Genomic DNA, 15,795 nt, shown 5'->3' with positions numbered 1-15,795 from the left:
CCATGGATTGGGAAACGCATCTTGCCAGTCTGGAAGCGGTTGATACGGATGCACCGCGCTCTGCCCCTAACATGATACTGGCGGTAGGCAATGTGATGATGGGTGACGACGGCGCAGGCCCGTTGCTCGCCGAGCGCTTGCAACAGAGTCCGCTAGCGGGTTGGGCGGTCATCGACGGGGGTGCCATCCCGGAAAATGCGGTCCATCGCCTGCGCGCCGCGCCGCCGCAGCGCCTGTTAGTGGTAGACGCCACGGACATGGGACTCGAACCGGGAGCCATACGCATCGTCGATCCGACGCGCATTGCCGAAGATATGCTGATGAATACCCACAGCATGCCGCTCACCTTTATGATTGATACGCTGCAAACGTTTATTCCGGAAGTGATTTTTGTCGGCATTCAGCCAGCACTGGTGGCATTTTATTGCCCGGTCAACCGCGCAGTCACGCAGGCTGTAGAGCAGATTTATCAGCAGTTACCGCACTGGCACGGTGACGGCGGATTCGCGCGATTGTAAGCATTTACAGTTACGGATATCAAAAAGCAAAACGCCCCGCGATAGGCGGGGCGTTGCTATTGCGGCTTAGAATTTCTCCCAGCCGCCATGGGCCGCGTTCTGCCCGCCGGAAAGCAGCGCCGTGGGTCGAGGCGCTACGCCTGGCCGTTTGACCAACGGTTTAATGACACTCTGTGTCGGTCGGGATGCAGGCGCTGACTCCGTCAGGTGGAACACATCGACCGCCGCCAACAAGCCGTCGGCTTCGTCTTCCAACTCGGCCGCCGCTTCGGCAGACTGCACCACCAGCGCCGCATTCTGCTGTGTCACACGATCCATTTCATGCACCGTTTGGCTGATTTGCGAAATGCCGTGGCTCTGCTCCTCGGTCGCCGCAGCAATTTCACTGATCACATCATTAACGTGGCTCACTGACTCGATAATGCCACTCATGGCTTCACCGGATTGCTGCACCTGACTGGCCCCGGCTGACACACGCGTGACGGATTCCGCAATCAGCGCTTCAATCTCTTTCGCCGCCTGAGCACTGCGCTGCGCCAGACTGCGCACCTCACCGGCCACCACGGCAAAACCCTTGCCCTGTTCACCGGCCCGCGCCGCTTCTACCGCCGCATTCAGCGCCAGGATATTGGTCTGGAACGCGATACCATTAATCACGGTGTTAATATCAGAGATCTTGCGCGAACTGGCGCTGATGTCATTCATGGTTTGCATTACATTTTTGCTGATGTCACCACCGCGTTTCGCCATATTTGACGCATCCTGCGCCAAACGACGCGCCTGATGCACGTTTTCGGTATTCTGTTTTACCGTGGCGCTCATCTGTTCCATGCTGGCAGCGGTCTGCTGTAGCGCCGCCGCCTGCTGCTCGGTGCGCGAGGAAAGGCTATCGTTCCCCTCCTTGATGTTGGCCGTGCGATCCTGCACAACGCTTGCGCCTTGTCGGATAGAGGTGACGGTATCGCGCAAAGTTTTCTGTAGCAGTTTGATATCGGGAATCAGACGGCCCGCGCAGTTGCGGCCAAACTCGGTGAGTTCATAGCCCAAACGCCCCGCTGTTAACTGTGCCAGATGGGATTTCAGCACGCTGATCGGCTTCACCAGATAATTTTTCAGATAATATTCGGTGAAAAACAGTGCCAACACCCCGACAAGCAAGGCAGCAATCAGCGCATTACGGTTATTCTCGTGGTGGCCTTGCGCTTCGCCGATGGCGGGCGATGCGGCAACCTGATCGGTGTAGCGTTTGATTTCATCGCCAAAGGCATTCACCATGGGAGAGGTTTGGTTCAGACGTTGCCGTAACGCATCCGCATCATTTTGCTGCAACGCCTGCTGTAACGGTTCCAATGCAGAAGTCACCAACGCCGACCAAGTGCGAACCACGCCCTCAACCGCAGCGGATGTGACATCGCCGTGTGCGCTGTTTTTGAACGCGTCCAACGCCGATTTCACATTGGCAATCGTCGGCTGTGCCTGCGCCAGCGCCTGCCGGGCATTTTCCGCCTCACCGTTTTGCGTGTAGTTTGCCGCCCGTTCGAGCGTCGTCATGGCACGAAAAGATTGTTCAACACCGTAGAGCAGTTGCGCATGGCTCTTTTTTTGCACTTCACTTTGCGCGATAAGCTGGGTCGCCTGTTGCAGGGAGTACAGGCTATAGCCAGATGCTACGCCCCAGATTGCCAAGAGAAACGCCACAATCATCAACACCATAACTCTTATACTGATGTTCTTCAGAAAGCTCATATCACCACTCCATCATGCCTTCCCATACATCAGTGACAGGCAAGCCCAAAGGCACAACACTGCACCGAAAAACGGAAGGAGGTTGAATCGCCATCGTATAGTCAGACCCACCGACAGGAGCCAGCAGGAAACATTACCGAGTTTCAGACATGCGCCCTGAAAGCTTGCCTGCACCGGAATATCGGCCAATGAGAACACCGTTAAATAAGAAACCCTTTTTTATAAAATATGCACGCCGAGTCCATTACAGGCACCCTTTTGAAGTATAGGCAGTGAATAAGGAAACGTGAGGCAAATTACATAAAACGCTCTTTATTCCCGTCACTGCCATCGTCAAATCTGCCGAAATCCAGCTTCAGTGGTGTCGTCACCGGATATCGACACCCAACAACATCTTATTTTTAATATACCAATCAACATATTACATTTTTATTATCAGGTTGGCATAAACCCTGCTTTATGTAGGGCGATCCGCCGACACCGGCAAAGTGTCGACACCTACGTTATGTACAGAGCCGAGGAAGGAGAGCCCGTCATGAACCGGTTCGTTATTGCAGATTCCAAAAGATGTATCGGTTGTCGCACCTGCGAAGTCGCTTGCGTGCTGGCCCACGGCGATGGCAATACGGCATCGCTCAGTGCAACGCAGTTTGCACCGCGTCTCACGGTGGTAAAGAGTCTTGATGTCAGCACCACCGTTCAATGCCGCCATTGTGAGGACGCCCCCTGTGCCAATGTGTGCCCCAACGGCGCCATTGTCCGCGCGCAGGACAGCATTCAGGTAAGGCAGGAAAAATGTATCGGCTGCAAGACCTGCGTGGTGGCATGTCCCTACGGTGCCATGACCGTGATCAGTAAACCGGTCGTCAGAATCAGCCATCATCAGTTGATGGGGAGTGGGATGAAAGCCGAAGCACATAAATGCGATCTGTGTCAGGAGCGCACGGCTGGCCCGGCGTGTGTTCAGGTGTGCCCCACCAAGGCGCTGCATCTGGTCAGCCGCGATGATATCGACACCATGATCCAACAAAAACAACGGCGTGCGGCACTTGATGACGCCGCAGGAATCCAGTTCTGAACGGTGCCGTCCAGGTACGTGCAAGGAGATACAACATCATGCAAAAAGTGATTACCGTCTGTCCTTACTGTGGGTCAGGCTGCAAGATCAACCTGCTGGTTGAAAACGGCAAAGTGGTTGGCGCAGAAGGTGCGAACGGCGTAACCAACGAGGGCGAACTGTGCCTGAAAGGCTACTACGGCTGGGATTTTCTCAACGACACCAAACTGCTCACCCCGCGTTTGACCCAGCCGATGATCCGGCGCCAAAAAGGCGCGCCGTTTGAGGTAGTGTCCTGGGATGAAGCTATCGGTTTTGCCAGTTCGAAGCTGCTCGCCATCAAAGAAAAGTACGGCCCCGATGCCATCATGCATACCGGTTCATCACGCGGTCCCGGTAACGAAACCAACTATGTGATGCAAAAATTTGCGCGCGCAGTGACCGGCACCAACAATATCGACTGCTGCGCTCGCGTCTGCCACGGCCCTTCCGTGGCCGGATTGCAGGTGACGCTCGGCAACGGTGCCATGAGCAACTCCATTTGCGAGATTGAGAATACTGAGTGCATTCTGGTGTTTGGCTACAACGCCGCTGACTCTCACCCCATCGTGGCACGTCGCATCATCAAAGCCAAAGAGCGTGGCGCAAAAGTTATCGTGTGCGATCCGCGCCACATCGAAACCGCCCGCATCGCCGATCTCTGGCTGCCACTGAAAAATGGCTCCAACATGGCGTTGGTTAACGCGTTTGCCAACGTATTGATCAACGAGGGACTTTACGACACCAACTTTGTGGCACAGCACACGGAAGGATTTAATGAATACCGTGCGTTGGTGGCCAAATACACTCCGGAATACGTTGCAGAAATCACCGGTCTGTCTCCGCAGTTGATTCGCGATGCCATGCGTATGTATGCCGCCGCGCCGTCTGCCACCATCCTGTGGGGCATGGGCGTCACACAGTGGACGCAGGGCGTTGACGTGGTGAAAGGGCTTTCCGGTCTGGCGTTGCTCACTGGTAATCTGGGGCGTCCCAACGTCGGCGTTGGCCCGGTGCGTGGTCAAAACAACGTGCAGGGGGCGTGCGACATGGGCGCACTGCCGAACCAATTCCCCGGCTACCAGAATGTGACCGACCCAGACGTGCGAGCCAAGTTTGCCAAAGCCTGGGGCGTGCAAGATCTGGCCGGACATGTCGGTTATTCACTGACGGATGTGCCGCACAAAATCAAGGAAGGTAAGATCAAGGCCAACTACCTGATGGGGGAAGACCCACTTCAGACGGAGCCGGATTTGTCGATGGTGCGTGAAACTTTCGCCGAATTGGAACTGCTGATCGTACAAGACATCTTTATGACCAAGACGGCGGCAATGGCGGACGTTATCTTCCCGGCGACCTCCTGGGGAGAACATGAAGGGGTGTATTCCGCTGCTGACCGTGGCTTCCAGCGCTTCTACAAAGCGGTGCAGGCAAAAGGCAACGTCAAGCCTGACTGGGAGATCATCAGCCTGATGGCAACGGCGATGGGCTACCCGATGCACTACAACAATACTCAAGAAATTTGGGACGAACTGCGCCACCTGTGCCCGCTCTACTTCGGCGCAACCTACGAGAAAATGTCCGGTTTGGGCTACATTCCCTGGCCGTGTCTGACGGAGGATAGCCCCGGCACACCGTGGCTGTACGCCGGTAACAAGTTCGACCGTCCCGGCGGCAAAGGATTGTTGTTTGCCACGGAATGGCGTCCGCCGATGGAACAAACCGACAGCGATTATCCGTTGGTGCTCTCCACGGTGCGCGAAGTGGGCCACTACTCATGCCGCTCCATGACCGGCAACTGTACTGCGCTGCAAACGCTGGCGGACGAACCGGGCTACGTACAAGTCAGCCCGGCAGACGCTGAACACCTTGGCCTGCGCGATCAGCAGTTGGCGTGGGTCTCTTCCCGTCGTGGCAAGGTGATCAGCCGCGTGATGGTCAGCGAACGCATCAATAAAGGTGCGGTATACATGACCTATCAATGGTGGATCGGTGCCTGTAACGAACTGACGCTGGATGAAGTTGACCCCATATCCAAAACGCCAGAATACAAGCACTGCGCGGTGAAACTGGAAGCCATTGAGAATCAGGCATGGGCTGAAAACTTTGTGCAACAAGAATACAGCGCATTGAAAGCCCGCCTGCGGAAGGAAGCCGAGGTGGCGGGAGCGTAAAGGATCCGTCATCCGACGGAGGGCGAATTTATGCAGAGGACTGCGCTATGTTTCGTGCGCTAACCGTTCTGCATATCTCTGCCACTCGCGTGGCACGCGCCCGACACGGGGTGTGCAGTCGCCCACACCCCGTGACCCCGCGCTCTTTGCGGAATGGTGTCGCTACGCGATACCTTCGGAAACCGTTGTCGCCGGACGGACCGCCAGCGACGTGCTCCCGGCACGGCGCTGGCTTTCGCCGCATCCATGCGGCTCATCCTGGCGTCATCGTTTTCCTCAGCACCATTCAACGCGGATATCAACACCCCACATGTAGCGAAAAAGTTTTTGAGTAATCCCTGGACTTACTCCATCTCCTCGATATCTTTCACCGAGATCCCCATACGCTGCATCCGCGATAACAATGTGGTACGTTTCACCCCCATGCGTGCCGCTGCGCCTTTTGGCCCGGCGACAATGCCGTTGGTTTCACGCAGCACGCGGATAATTTTTTGCCGCTCGGATTCCACTTCGTCGTCCTGTAACGGCTGACGGGGTGGCATATCCAGTGAGGTAGTTGCAGGTTTTTGAACATCGCTCGCTGACGGTGGCATCTGCTGAAACTCCGCCAGTTGCAGATTCAAGGTGGTGCCACGCGTGAGGATCACCGCGCGCTCGACGACATTTTCCAATTCCCGCACATTGCCCGGCCACGGCAGGCGGCTTAAACGACGCAGCACCTCAGAGGGAATATTGTCGATAGTGCGGTTCATCCGGCGGGCTATCTTGTGCGTGAAGAACTTCACCAGCAGCGGAATATCCTCCGGGCGCTCCCGCAACGGGGGAATGACGATGGGGAAGACATTCAACCGGTAATAGAGATCGCTGCGGTATTCTCGATCTGCCACCATCTGTTTTAAATCACGGTTGGTGGCTGCAATCAGGCGCACGTCAACAGAGATGACCTTACTGCCACCGAGTCGTTCAATTTCTCGCTCCTGCAACACGCGCAGCAGTTTGGGTTGCAACTCCAGTGGAATATCGCCCACCTCGTCGAGAAACAGCGTGCTGTTATCCGCCAGTTCAAAACGGCCCTGACGTTGCGCACTTGCCCCGGTAAAAGCCCCTTTTTCATGACCAAACAGATCACTCTCCAGAAGCCCGGAAGGGATAGCGGCACAGTTCATTTTTACCATGCGTTTGCCCTGCCTTGGGCTCAAGCGGTGTATGGCCCGGGCAATCAACTCTTTGCCGGTGCCCGTCTCGCCCAAAATCAGCACCGTGCTGTCGCTGGCGGCCACCATCTCTACTTGTTCCAACACCTGACGAATGGCCTGGCTGCAACCAATGATTTCACCAAAAGCATCGTCGCCATGCTGACGCACATGCTCGGTCAACTGTTCCGTCAGATAGAAGTTTTCATGGATCAGGCTGTCTTTCAGGCGGGTTATCTGCTCGTAGGCCACGGCGTTATCCAGCGCAATTGCGATACGTGCCGCAATTTGCCGCAACAGCCGAATATCCGCGTCGGTTACCGCCAATTCATGACGGTGGGCCAACTCCAACACCCCTAATACTCTGGTGCCAAAGGTTAGCGGCAATAGACACGCGTGGGTTAAGCCCCCGTCTAGTCGCTGCGCCAACGAACAACGCGTCGGTGTACCGGGTGTCCCCTCACCCGGTGCACTCAGCACCACGGCATTGTTTTGCATTACTTGCGCTGCCAGGGTTTCCGTCAGCGGCACTTTGCCTTGTTTGTGGTATGAGGTTTTTCCTGCGGGACTTTCTCCAGCAGGATAATGAGTGGCATAGTAGGTTAACGGCCCGTCCTCGTTCTCACCATCCCCCAGCGCCAGCGCGATAAAATCAATGCCAAAGAAACGGTGGATCTCGCGCGAGACCTCTTGCGCTAACGCCTTTAATTCCAGTTTGGAGATAACGGTATTAGTAACATCCACCAGAATGCGGTAGTGATCGCGTTCATGGCGCAGGGATTCTGTCTCTTTCTGCGACTGCTCGCGCGTCATGATATTTTCCAGCGCGCAGGTCACTACACTGGCCAATGCTTGAAAAAAAGCGATTTCACTGTCATCAAACAGGCTGCCGTCCGCCTTGAGAAACTCCAGGCCCCCCATCACGCGATCCGCACCCGTTCGTACCAGTGGCACCAGGCAGTAATCGCTTAACCCTAAATAGGCAGGATGTTGCGCCAGATAAGGGTAATCGCGCAAAAAATGCAACCGATCGCGCCGCTGGAGTGTGGCATAGGTCCAGCTCGCACTGCCCGGCCCTTCAGCCAGCAATGCCCCCTCTTCACTGCTCATCACCTTGTCGGTAAGCGGATCGTAGCGGTAAAAGCGAATCTGATTATGTAGCGGGTTCAACCAGAGCAGATGGACACGCTGAAACCTCACCACCGAAAAGGAGGCCCCCTGCAAAACCTGCAACAGATCGTCGACTGTGCGTTGTTGCAACAATGATTGGGAAACCTTTAACAGCGTATCCTGCCAGAGAATAGACTGTCGGGATGGAGAATCCGTCAAATGTATCGCCATAGCCACCGCAGTTTAATCACCATAATCCTTAAGGGTAATAGTGTAAGGGCTGACCACAGGAAATGACACGATGCGATAGCCATAGCTTGATCTGAATCGTGATTCATTTTCCTGAAGACAACCAGGGTGGCCCGTATTAACGAATTTTGATATTACTCACAGAAAATTACTGCAATAAATGAATGCCGCAACAGAGAATTTGTCTGCGATCGGCGCGCTGTTGCAGCACACTTTTCCCTCAGCTCTTCATTCTATTAATTACTAAGAGCGCAGTTTTCATAAGCAAAAATGATAACCATGCATATCAATGACAACAACAACCATTAACTTATTGTTTTAAATATAAATTAAATTCAGCTCAACGAATGAACAATCACCATTTAATTCTCATTTTAGATAAAAAAACTAAAATAAATGCGTTTTTTGCATAATTGTTTCTGTCTTTGCATGGTGAGGTATAAGAAAAAAAAGGTAAAACCGTAGAATCGTTGTAATATCTTGGCCCAGGCAATATCACCCATAAAACATGACTGGTGCAGCAGGTCGTGCTTTTCGCAGGCATGGCCGCCGAGATCTGCTGACTACCAATAACAATGTTTATTGCCTGAGTTTATTCATCAACATGAGGTCACTATGCAAAGGCAGAAGTTATTTAAGCAGATAGCGCTGGCTATCATCTTAGGGATATTGATTGGCTGGGCTTGTCATCATTTTCTGGATGGCGCACGAGCAAAAGAAGTTGCATCATACTTCAACATGGTCACCGACATCTTCTTACGCATGATCAAAATGATCATCGCACCGCTGGTGTTTGCTACCCTGGTTTCCGGGCTGGCAAGTATGGGCAACTCATCGGATGTAGGCCGTGTCGGTCTTAAAGCGATGACCTGGTTCATTACCGCTTCAGTTATTTCACTGCTGATCGGTATGCTGTTTGCCAACATTTTCCAACCAGGCGCAGGCATGAACCTGACCGCGCCAGCCACAGCGGTTGCAACTGGACTGAATACTGACGGCTTTACGTTGAAGAGCTTCATCAGCCATATCTTCCCGAAAAGCATCGTAGAAGCCATGGCGAACAACGAAATCCTCCAGATTTTAGTGTTCTCACTGTTCTTTGGTTCTGCGCTGGCCTATGTCAAAGCGAAAAACAAAGCAGCCACAGCCATCGATTCTTTGATTAATGAACTGGCTAAAGTGATGTTCCGCGTCACTGACTACGTGATGAATCTGGCACCCATCGCCGTGTTTGCTGCGTTGGCTTCTGCTATCACCACGCAAGGTCTGGGTCTGATTTATGACTTTGGTAAACTGATTGGCGAGTTCTATATTGGTCTGGCTGTGCTGTGGGCGGTATTGTTTGGCGCTGGCTATCTGTTCCTCGGCAAACCGATTTTCCACCTGGCCAAACTGATTCGCGAACCCACCATGCTGGCCTTCGCTACGGCAAGCAGCGAATCGGCTTATCCTAAAACCATGGAAGCACTGAACAAGTTTGGTGTGCCGAAAAAGATCTCCAGCTTCGTATTGCCGTTGGGTTATTCGTTCAACCTCGACGGCTCGATGATGTACCAGTCTTTTGCCATCCTGTTTATCGCGCAAGCCTACAACATTGACCTGAGCATCACTCAGCAGATCCTGATTCTGTTAACGCTGATGATCACCAGTAAAGGCATGGCGGGTGTTGCACGCGCTTCTGTTGTTGTCGTGGCGGCAACGCTGCCGATGTTCAGCCTGCCGGAAGCCGGTATTCTGTTGATTATCGGTATCGACCAGTTCCTGGATATGGGCCGTACTGCCACTAACGTAGTGGGCAACAGTATCTCCACCGCAGTGGTCGCGAAGCTCGAACAGAAAAATGGATTGATTGAGGATGACGTTGACGAAGAAGTCGAATACGACGAAGTCAAAGTCAGCTAAACCATCAACATCAGTGAAATAGCACACAACTGAAAAGCGGCCGATTGGCCGCTTTTTTTACCTGCGAAACTACGCACCGCTGGTTAATGATTCAAGCTCTTCATATAGCGCCAAAATTTCTCAGACGCGACATTGAGTTTGGCATTCATTCGATACAGGTAAACCCCCATGCGCATTACCGCATCGGGCATATCCAGCACTGCCAGCTCCCGATTTTTAAGTTCCTCCCGAATGGAGTAATCCGGTAACCAGGCAATGCCGTAGCCCTGCAACGTCATACGTTTAAGCAGGTCACTCATCGAAGAAACAAACGTTATTGAAAAACGCTCGCTGTTGGTGGCAGAAAGATAACGGTTCACCTGCCGCCCCATATAGCTGGTATCGGTGTAATTGAGCAGCGGCACCGTTTCGGATCGGGGGTTAAAAACGGGCTTTCCGGTTTTATCGCAAGCGCTGACCGGATAGAGATGGGATTCGAGGATCTTGGTGTGCATAAAAGGTTCAGACATCAGTTCTTCATTAAAGAAGGAAAAAATAAAATCGCTTTTCCCCTCTTTAAGATTGAGAACAGCCTCATCGACATCGATAGATTCCACATAGAATATTTTTTCCTGTGGTTCCGGTACCGTTTTTAACAATTCAGGAAGAATAAATACCGAAAGTGAATGCGCGGCGGCCAGGGTGATTTTATTTTTATAGTGGCTACCGCCGTGTAATTTATTTAACTGATAGGCCAGATCGTCTAGCGTATTACGAATATGGGCATGAAACAGCCGCCCTTGCTCCGTCAGTTTTAACGGGGTGGCATTTCTGTCAAATAATTCAATGCCGATGGCCGTTTCCAGCGCACGAATTCGACGGCTGAATGACGACTGAGAAATATTACGTTTTTCCGCAGCCAACGTAAAACTGCGATGTTCTTCCAACGCAATAAAGTCATACAGCCATTTTGTTTCAATGTTATTAAGCACACTCACCTCTATTCATCCTCAGGCCGCACAGCGCCTGACGCTACCACCACCGCTGCTGTACAGCCTGCGCAGTAGCATAACCAGGAAAAGCATAGCCACCGGGTTGGCTATGCAAATCATACATAGGGGATGGGAATTTAGCAATTCACATTCCGGCTGGTTGTGCGAAGATATTTTCAATCCTTTCATGTATTGAGGTTAATAACGTGAATAATTTAATCGGTATTCTTGGTGGAATGGGGCCAGGGGCGACGGTTGACGCCATGCAGAAATTAATTAACAACACACCGGCCAATAAAGACCAGGATCATATTCCTACCATTGCGGTATCCATCCCTGACATCCCGGATAGAACGCAATGTATTTTGAACCATGGCGCATCACCGTTGGATAAAATGGTTCAATATATGAAAATCCTCGAAAATGCCGGAGCAGAATGTATTATCATTCCTTGTAATACCGCTCACTTCTGGTTTGATGAATTAAAAAAACGCACTCATGTCGAAATGATCAGTATCATCGACACCACCTGCGAGTTGATTAAACAGCAACATTTGCACGCTGTTGGATTACTGGCAACCACCGCCACGTGCAAAGCAAAAATTTATCAGGATAACCTTAGCGCGCTGGGTGTCACCTGCCAGATCCCGGATGACACTGCACAGCAGGCGGTAATGGACAGCATTTATGCCTACAAGGCAGGCCGCATTGCCGATGCGCATCGACTTCTGGCACCGGTCAGAGACAGATTGCTTGATGCGGGCGTGGAAAAGTTGATTCTCGGCTGTACTGAGCTGCCGTTAATTCTCCAGCACGATATGACATCAGCACCAGAACACTACATTGATGCAACGGATGCACTGATCAAGAAAACCGTTGAGTGGTATTTCGCCCACTCTCCGCGCCATCCCAGCCATCAGGGTACGCCCCATCACCCGATTGCTGCCTGAGAACGATGCCCCACCACTTTTATGCACCAAGGTTGACCGCGATAAACACCGCTGATTTGCCCTGATTTTCGCCGCAACGCAGAAAAAAAGGGCGATCTGCCTAATCTCTCAGCAAACGATCGTCCTTTGCATGTTCTTCCTTTGACATCCCCGCACCACGCCGTTATTATGCGCCCCGTTCACACGATTCCTCTGTAGTTCAGTCGGTAGAACGGCGGACTGTTAATCCGTATGTCACTGGTTCGAGTCCAGTCAGAGGAGCCAAATTCTTGTTCTTATGCATCCTTGCGAATCCCTATGTGTTTTAGGTTCAACAGGTTAGCGTGAAAACCTTTCCCGATGCGTTCTTACTTTTCCCTCTGCATCGGGCGAATTTGGTGGTCAGATTTGGGGTCAGATTGGTTCGATAATGGAGTTACCCCCAAATGGCTCTTAACGATCTAAAAATCCGCAACTTAAAAACATCCGCTAAACCTTTTAAAGCCTCCGATTCACACGGTCTGTATTTACTCGTCAATCCCAACGGTTCACGCAACTGGTATCTTAAATATCGCATCAAAGGCAAAGAATCCCGTCTCAGCCTGGGGGCTTATCCGCTGATCACCCTTGCCGAAGCACGTCAGCAGAGTGAAACCATCCGCAAGCAGTTGGCGCAGAACATCAACCCGATGCAGCAGCGTATCGCTGAAAAGGCTGCCAGTTCCCCTGAAAAATGCTTTAAAACCGTCGCACTTGACTGGCATCGCAGCAACAAGGCCTGGTCAGAAAACCACGCCGCCCGACTGCTTGCCAGCATGAACAACCATCTCTTTCCGTCGATTGGAAACATGCTCGTGACGGAGTTAAAAACGCAGCACTTCACCACTCTGCTAAAAGGCATCGAAGCAAAGGGATTGCTGGAAGTCGCATCCCGCTCCCGGCAGTATCTGTGCAACATCATGCGTTATGCCGTGCAGCAGGGGCTGGTAGAAAACAACACGGCGCTGAACCTTGAAGGGGTAACCGCACCGCCGGTAAAGCGTCATTACCCTGCCCTAGAGCTTGAGCGCTTGCCGGAGTTGCTGGCGCGCGTTGGCGATTATACGGCCGGAAGGCATTTGACTCGATTAGCGGTGATGCTCACCCTGCATCTGTTTATCCGCTCCAGTGAATTACGTTTTGCCCGCTGGGGTGAGTTTGATTTCAAAAACAAGATATGGACCATTCCCGCCACCCGGGAGGCCATTACTAACGTGCGCTACTCCGGGCGCGGAGCAAAAATGTGCACCCCGCACCTCGTCCCCCTTTCTCAACAGGCCGTAGCTATTCTGCAACAGATACAAGATATCTCCGGCCATCAGGCATTGGTGTTCCCCGGCGACCATAACCCGTCCAAACCGATGAGTGAAAACACGGTTAACAGGGCACTGCGGTTAATGGGGTATGACACCAAAAATGATGTCTGTGGTCATGGGTTCCGCGCGATGGCATGCAGTGCCCTGATGGAATCGGAACTGTGGTCGCGGGATGCCGTCGAGCGCCAAATGAGCCATCAGGAGCGTAACAGCGTGCGGGCAGCCTATGTTCATAAAGCGGAGCACCTTCATGCGCGCATTGCGATGATGCAGTGGTGGTCGGATTATCTGGATGTAAACCGTGAGGGGTACGTTGCGCCGTATATTTATGCGAGAAGCTGTCGGGAAAATGAAAAGAGCAGAGTCAGTGGTTAAGGCGTTTCTACCCTTCTCTTAGCGAAAAGGTTAGTAAGGGGCCATGCAATACAGGTGGCCCCAACCAGACTCACTTAACCTTTTGGCTCGATACCAAGGCGCTTTAACTCTGCCCGGGCAAGCGTTTTCAACCAATTACCGAGACTCATCCCTGCATCCGCCGCTGCCGATTCGAGCTGCGCTTTCAACTCAGGATGAATGCGCATATGGAACGGAGGCGATTTTCCTGCACCGCGCGCCTGACTATCCCTGATTGACATGTGTACACCTAAAGCGTAGAGTAACATTTAGGTGTACACCCTATCATGGTAATACCGGTCAAAACAACGCCCCAACAGTGCTGTAACACTGCCAGGGCGTCTAACCACAACATTAAGGAGATTAATGCTATGGCTGATATCGATTGTAACACGAGCACGCCTTATCAATCACTGGCGGAGTGCGATAGCCTCTATTCTGCCATGAGTGCCGCACTGGCTCATCTGGACTTCGCAAGCATGAACAAGGATGAGTTGTCGCTGACCGCCTATTACTGTGCCGAGGCGCGCGCCGGGCTTTGTCATTGCCTCAATTTTATTGGCGATGCACTGATCACCTTTGCCGAGAATGAGGTATACGAATCCACGCCTGAGAGCCTGTGCCAATTAGGTCATGGGCTGACGGCTATCTGCCTACTTATTCCTGCCCTCACCGATATGCAAGAACGCGCGCAAGCATTGACTAGCAAGATTAGTATCTGACTGTGATAAGTCCCCAACCGTCAGTGAGGATGGTTGGGGTATGTTTACGAGGAGTTTTGCATTAACAGAATATTCTACAAATTATTTTTTCATTGCTGCTCGCATTTCTTTATTAAAATCATCTTTGCAAATAAAGATTTCATTTCTTTTTTCCCGCTAAAGAAAATTCCCAAACCCAACCCTCTAAAAGTGATGGGCATTATTATAAATAACACCCAGCTCAGGTTTAACCACTCGATTTTTACTCTTGAGAAGTATTAAGTTATCGACACACACCGTTTAAATTTGACATGATAATTAATGATAGCATCGTAACGTCAGCCTAGGTCACAAGGAGGCGTGTTATGCAACAACATGATCCATATGCAAAAGCTGGCAGCAAGATGTGCGACTGGGTGACAGTTAATGAAGCTGTTCACATTATGAAAAAACAAGCCAGTCTGGATTTATCAGACAGTGACATATACAGATATGCTCTGTGCAATAAATTACATTTATCCATTTACTTTCAATCACCGATTAAACTTAGAAGAGTACGATTATCGCAAGGTAAAATACATCTGATTAAAATTGATGATTCATTGGTTAACCGTTTATGTTTTCTTGACACTCACAGTTTTTCTAACGGAAACAATTTAATACCTAGTGCAACAGGTGAGTATATATCGCCTCACTCCCAAATTATTGATACGGCGTTAATTGGACATGAGTTTTTTGAAACACAACGATTATTAGCAACTACGCTGCATCTACGTCGGCCCTTGCAGCAAGACTGTGATGTAAACTATGGTATCTCAGTCATACATGCAGGAGAGTTATTTCAGGCATTTGAAATAAACTCATTATCCGAAAGAATAAAACAACAAATAATTAGGTTACCCAAAGCATTAGCCGAAGAGGTTAATCAGCATATTCCTTCCTGCTGTCTAAAGGATCATTGCAAAAAGCGGTATTTTCCTATCCATCATATCCCTCAGGATGCTTGCTTTGTACTCCGTCAAACTGAACTCGATAAACTTCGTAGAATATTATTAAAAAAAGATTCAACTCCACCCTCATCCACGCGTATATCATCTCCTCTCTCACGTCTTTTTTGGCTTTCCTGTAAGCATAATCAAATCATCACCCCATTAATTAATCAGCCGTATAAACTGGTGTCTATCTTTGAGCAGTGGGCTCAGGCTGACGGGATCAGCGATCGACTCAGTGGCGACACATTGAAAGCTGCACTTGAACGCGGCAAGCCTCATATATTGAAAGGATAAAACTCACTACGAAGACAGACTCAGGCATACTCATCGCCCATGCTCACAACGCGCGTTGTTGTTTGATAAGCGATTACTGATGCAGTTGCGCCAGTTCCTCTGCTGTCAGCCCAGTCATTTTCATTACAGCCGCATCATCCATGCCATTCTGCCGCATGGTGCTAACAATTTT

Annotated in this window: 12 protein-coding genes and 1 tRNA gene; 9 read left to right on the top strand and 4 right to left on the bottom strand. The window is 51.3% G+C overall.

Translation table 11 applies throughout. From position 1 onward, the window contains the following. The first annotated feature begins 71 nt into the window (after nucleotides 1–71). The gene (hycI, locus tag J5069_RS00065) at nucleotides 72–518 is read left to right on the top strand and encodes a hydrogenase maturation peptidase HycI (RefSeq protein WP_264643669.1); all 447 of its coding nucleotides are present in this window, start codon (nucleotides 72–74) and stop codon (nucleotides 516–518) included. A 66-nt stretch (nucleotides 519–584) separates the two neighbouring features. On the opposite strand, the gene J5069_RS00060 is transcribed toward hycI, so the two are convergent. Continuing rightward, the gene (locus J5069_RS00060; RefSeq protein WP_264641942.1) at nucleotides 585–2,264 is read right to left on the bottom strand and encodes a methyl-accepting chemotaxis protein; all 1,680 of its coding nucleotides are present in this window, start codon (nucleotides 2,262–2,264) and stop codon (nucleotides 585–587) included. Nucleotides 2,265–2,799: 535 nt separating this feature from the next. Between J5069_RS00060 and J5069_RS00055 the strand changes: the two genes are divergently transcribed. Then, nucleotides 2,800–3,342, top strand: coding sequence for a 4Fe-4S dicluster domain-containing protein (locus J5069_RS00055; protein WP_264641941.1), 543 nt, complete (start codon nucleotides 2,800–2,802; stop codon nucleotides 3,340–3,342). Between the two features lie 38 nt (nucleotides 3,343–3,380). Then, nucleotides 3,381–5,534, top strand: a complete 2,154-nt coding sequence (gene fdhF, locus J5069_RS00050) for a formate dehydrogenase subunit alpha (RefSeq protein WP_264641940.1) — start codon at nucleotides 3,381–3,383, stop codon at nucleotides 5,532–5,534. Nucleotides 5,535–5,878: 344 nt separating this feature from the next. Here fdhF and J5069_RS00045 read toward each other — a convergent pair whose 3' ends face one another. Beyond that, on the bottom strand, nucleotides 5,879–8,068 hold the full coding sequence (locus J5069_RS00045) for a sigma 54-interacting transcriptional regulator (protein WP_264641939.1): 2,190 nt from the start codon (nucleotides 8,066–8,068) through the stop codon (nucleotides 5,879–5,881). Between the two features lie 633 nt (nucleotides 8,069–8,701). Here J5069_RS00045 and J5069_RS00040 point away from each other — a divergent pair. Then, nucleotides 8,702–9,988, top strand: coding sequence for a dicarboxylate/amino acid:cation symporter (locus tag J5069_RS00040; RefSeq protein WP_264641938.1), 1,287 nt, complete (start codon nucleotides 8,702–8,704; stop codon nucleotides 9,986–9,988). 83 nt (nucleotides 9,989–10,071) lie between these two features. Here J5069_RS00040 and hypT read toward each other — a convergent pair whose 3' ends face one another. Then, nucleotides 10,072–10,959: a hypochlorite stress DNA-binding transcriptional regulator HypT gene (gene hypT, locus J5069_RS00035; RefSeq protein WP_264643668.1), complete on the bottom strand. Its 888-nt coding sequence runs from the start codon at nucleotides 10,957–10,959 to the stop codon at nucleotides 10,072–10,074. A 206-nt stretch (nucleotides 10,960–11,165) separates the two neighbouring features. Here hypT and J5069_RS00030 point away from each other — a divergent pair, with 206 nt between their 5' ends. The 3 genes from J5069_RS00030 (at nucleotide 11,166) to J5069_RS00020 (ending at nucleotide 13,618) form a co-directional block, all read left to right on the top strand. Continuing rightward, complete coding sequence (locus J5069_RS00030) at nucleotides 11,166–11,909, top strand: aspartate/glutamate racemase family protein (RefSeq protein ID WP_264641937.1); 744 nt, start codon at nucleotides 11,166–11,168, stop codon at nucleotides 11,907–11,909. 188 nt (nucleotides 11,910–12,097) lie between these two features. After that, nucleotides 12,098–12,173 (top strand) — tRNA-Asn (locus J5069_RS00025). A gap of 161 nt (nucleotides 12,174–12,334) precedes the next feature. Next, nucleotides 12,335–13,618 (top strand): tyrosine-type recombinase/integrase, encoded by a 1,284-nt coding sequence (locus tag J5069_RS00020; RefSeq protein WP_264641936.1) that lies wholly within the window; start codon nucleotides 12,335–12,337, stop codon nucleotides 13,616–13,618. Nucleotides 13,619–13,692: 74 nt separating this feature from the next. Here the strand turns inward: J5069_RS00020 and J5069_RS00015 are convergent, their stop codons facing one another. Continuing rightward, nucleotides 13,693–13,878: a hypothetical protein gene (locus J5069_RS00015; RefSeq protein WP_264627904.1), complete on the bottom strand. Its 186-nt coding sequence runs from the start codon at nucleotides 13,876–13,878 to the stop codon at nucleotides 13,693–13,695. 129 nt (nucleotides 13,879–14,007) lie between these two features. Here J5069_RS00015 and J5069_RS00010 point away from each other — a divergent pair, with 129 nt between their 5' ends. Together J5069_RS00010 and J5069_RS00005 are read left to right on the top strand one after the other, a co-directional pair. Continuing rightward, a complete protein-coding gene (locus J5069_RS00010) occupies nucleotides 14,008–14,358 on the top strand; it encodes a hypothetical protein (protein WP_264641935.1) in 351 nt (116 codons plus the stop codon). Nucleotides 14,359–14,702: 344 nt separating this feature from the next. Then, a complete protein-coding gene (locus J5069_RS00005; RefSeq protein WP_264641934.1) occupies nucleotides 14,703–15,623 on the top strand; it encodes a hypothetical protein in 921 nt (306 codons plus the stop codon). Nucleotides 15,624–15,795 lie beyond the last annotated feature (172 nt).

The organism is Candidatus Symbiopectobacterium sp. NZEC127 (genome assembly GCF_025962675.1).
Classification (GTDB): domain Bacteria; phylum Pseudomonadota; class Gammaproteobacteria; order Enterobacterales; family Enterobacteriaceae; genus Symbiopectobacterium.
The sequence above is the reverse complement of the archived record's forward strand: the minus strand, read 5'-3'. Positions and strand labels throughout refer to the sequence as shown.

Bases quoted from the DNA above. Each gene is read 5' to 3' on its own strand.
- J5069_RS00045 (WP_264641939.1), bottom strand. From the start codon at position 8,068: ATGGCGATACATTTGACGGATTCTCCATCCCGACAGTCTATTCTCTGG.
- hycI (WP_264643669.1), top strand. From the start codon at position 72: ATGATACTGGCGGTAGGCAATGTGATGATGGGTGACGACGGCGCAGGC.
- J5069_RS00010 (WP_264641935.1), top strand. From the start codon at position 14,008: ATGGCTGATATCGATTGTAACACGAGCACGCCTTATCAATCACTGGCG.
- J5069_RS00015 (WP_264627904.1), bottom strand. From the start codon at position 13,878: ATGTCAATCAGGGATAGTCAGGCGCGCGGTGCAGGAAAATCGCCTCCG.
- J5069_RS00055 (WP_264641941.1), top strand. From the start codon at position 2,800: ATGAACCGGTTCGTTATTGCAGATTCCAAAAGATGTATCGGTTGTCGC.
- fdhF (WP_264641940.1), top strand. From the start codon at position 3,381: ATGCAAAAAGTGATTACCGTCTGTCCTTACTGTGGGTCAGGCTGCAAG.
- J5069_RS00060 (WP_264641942.1), bottom strand. From the start codon at position 2,264: ATGAGCTTTCTGAAGAACATCAGTATAAGAGTTATGGTGTTGATGATT.
- J5069_RS00020 (WP_264641936.1), top strand. From the start codon at position 12,335: ATGGCTCTTAACGATCTAAAAATCCGCAACTTAAAAACATCCGCTAAA.
- J5069_RS00005 (WP_264641934.1), top strand. From the start codon at position 14,703: ATGCAACAACATGATCCATATGCAAAAGCTGGCAGCAAGATGTGCGAC.
- J5069_RS00040 (WP_264641938.1), top strand. From the start codon at position 8,702: ATGCAAAGGCAGAAGTTATTTAAGCAGATAGCGCTGGCTATCATCTTA.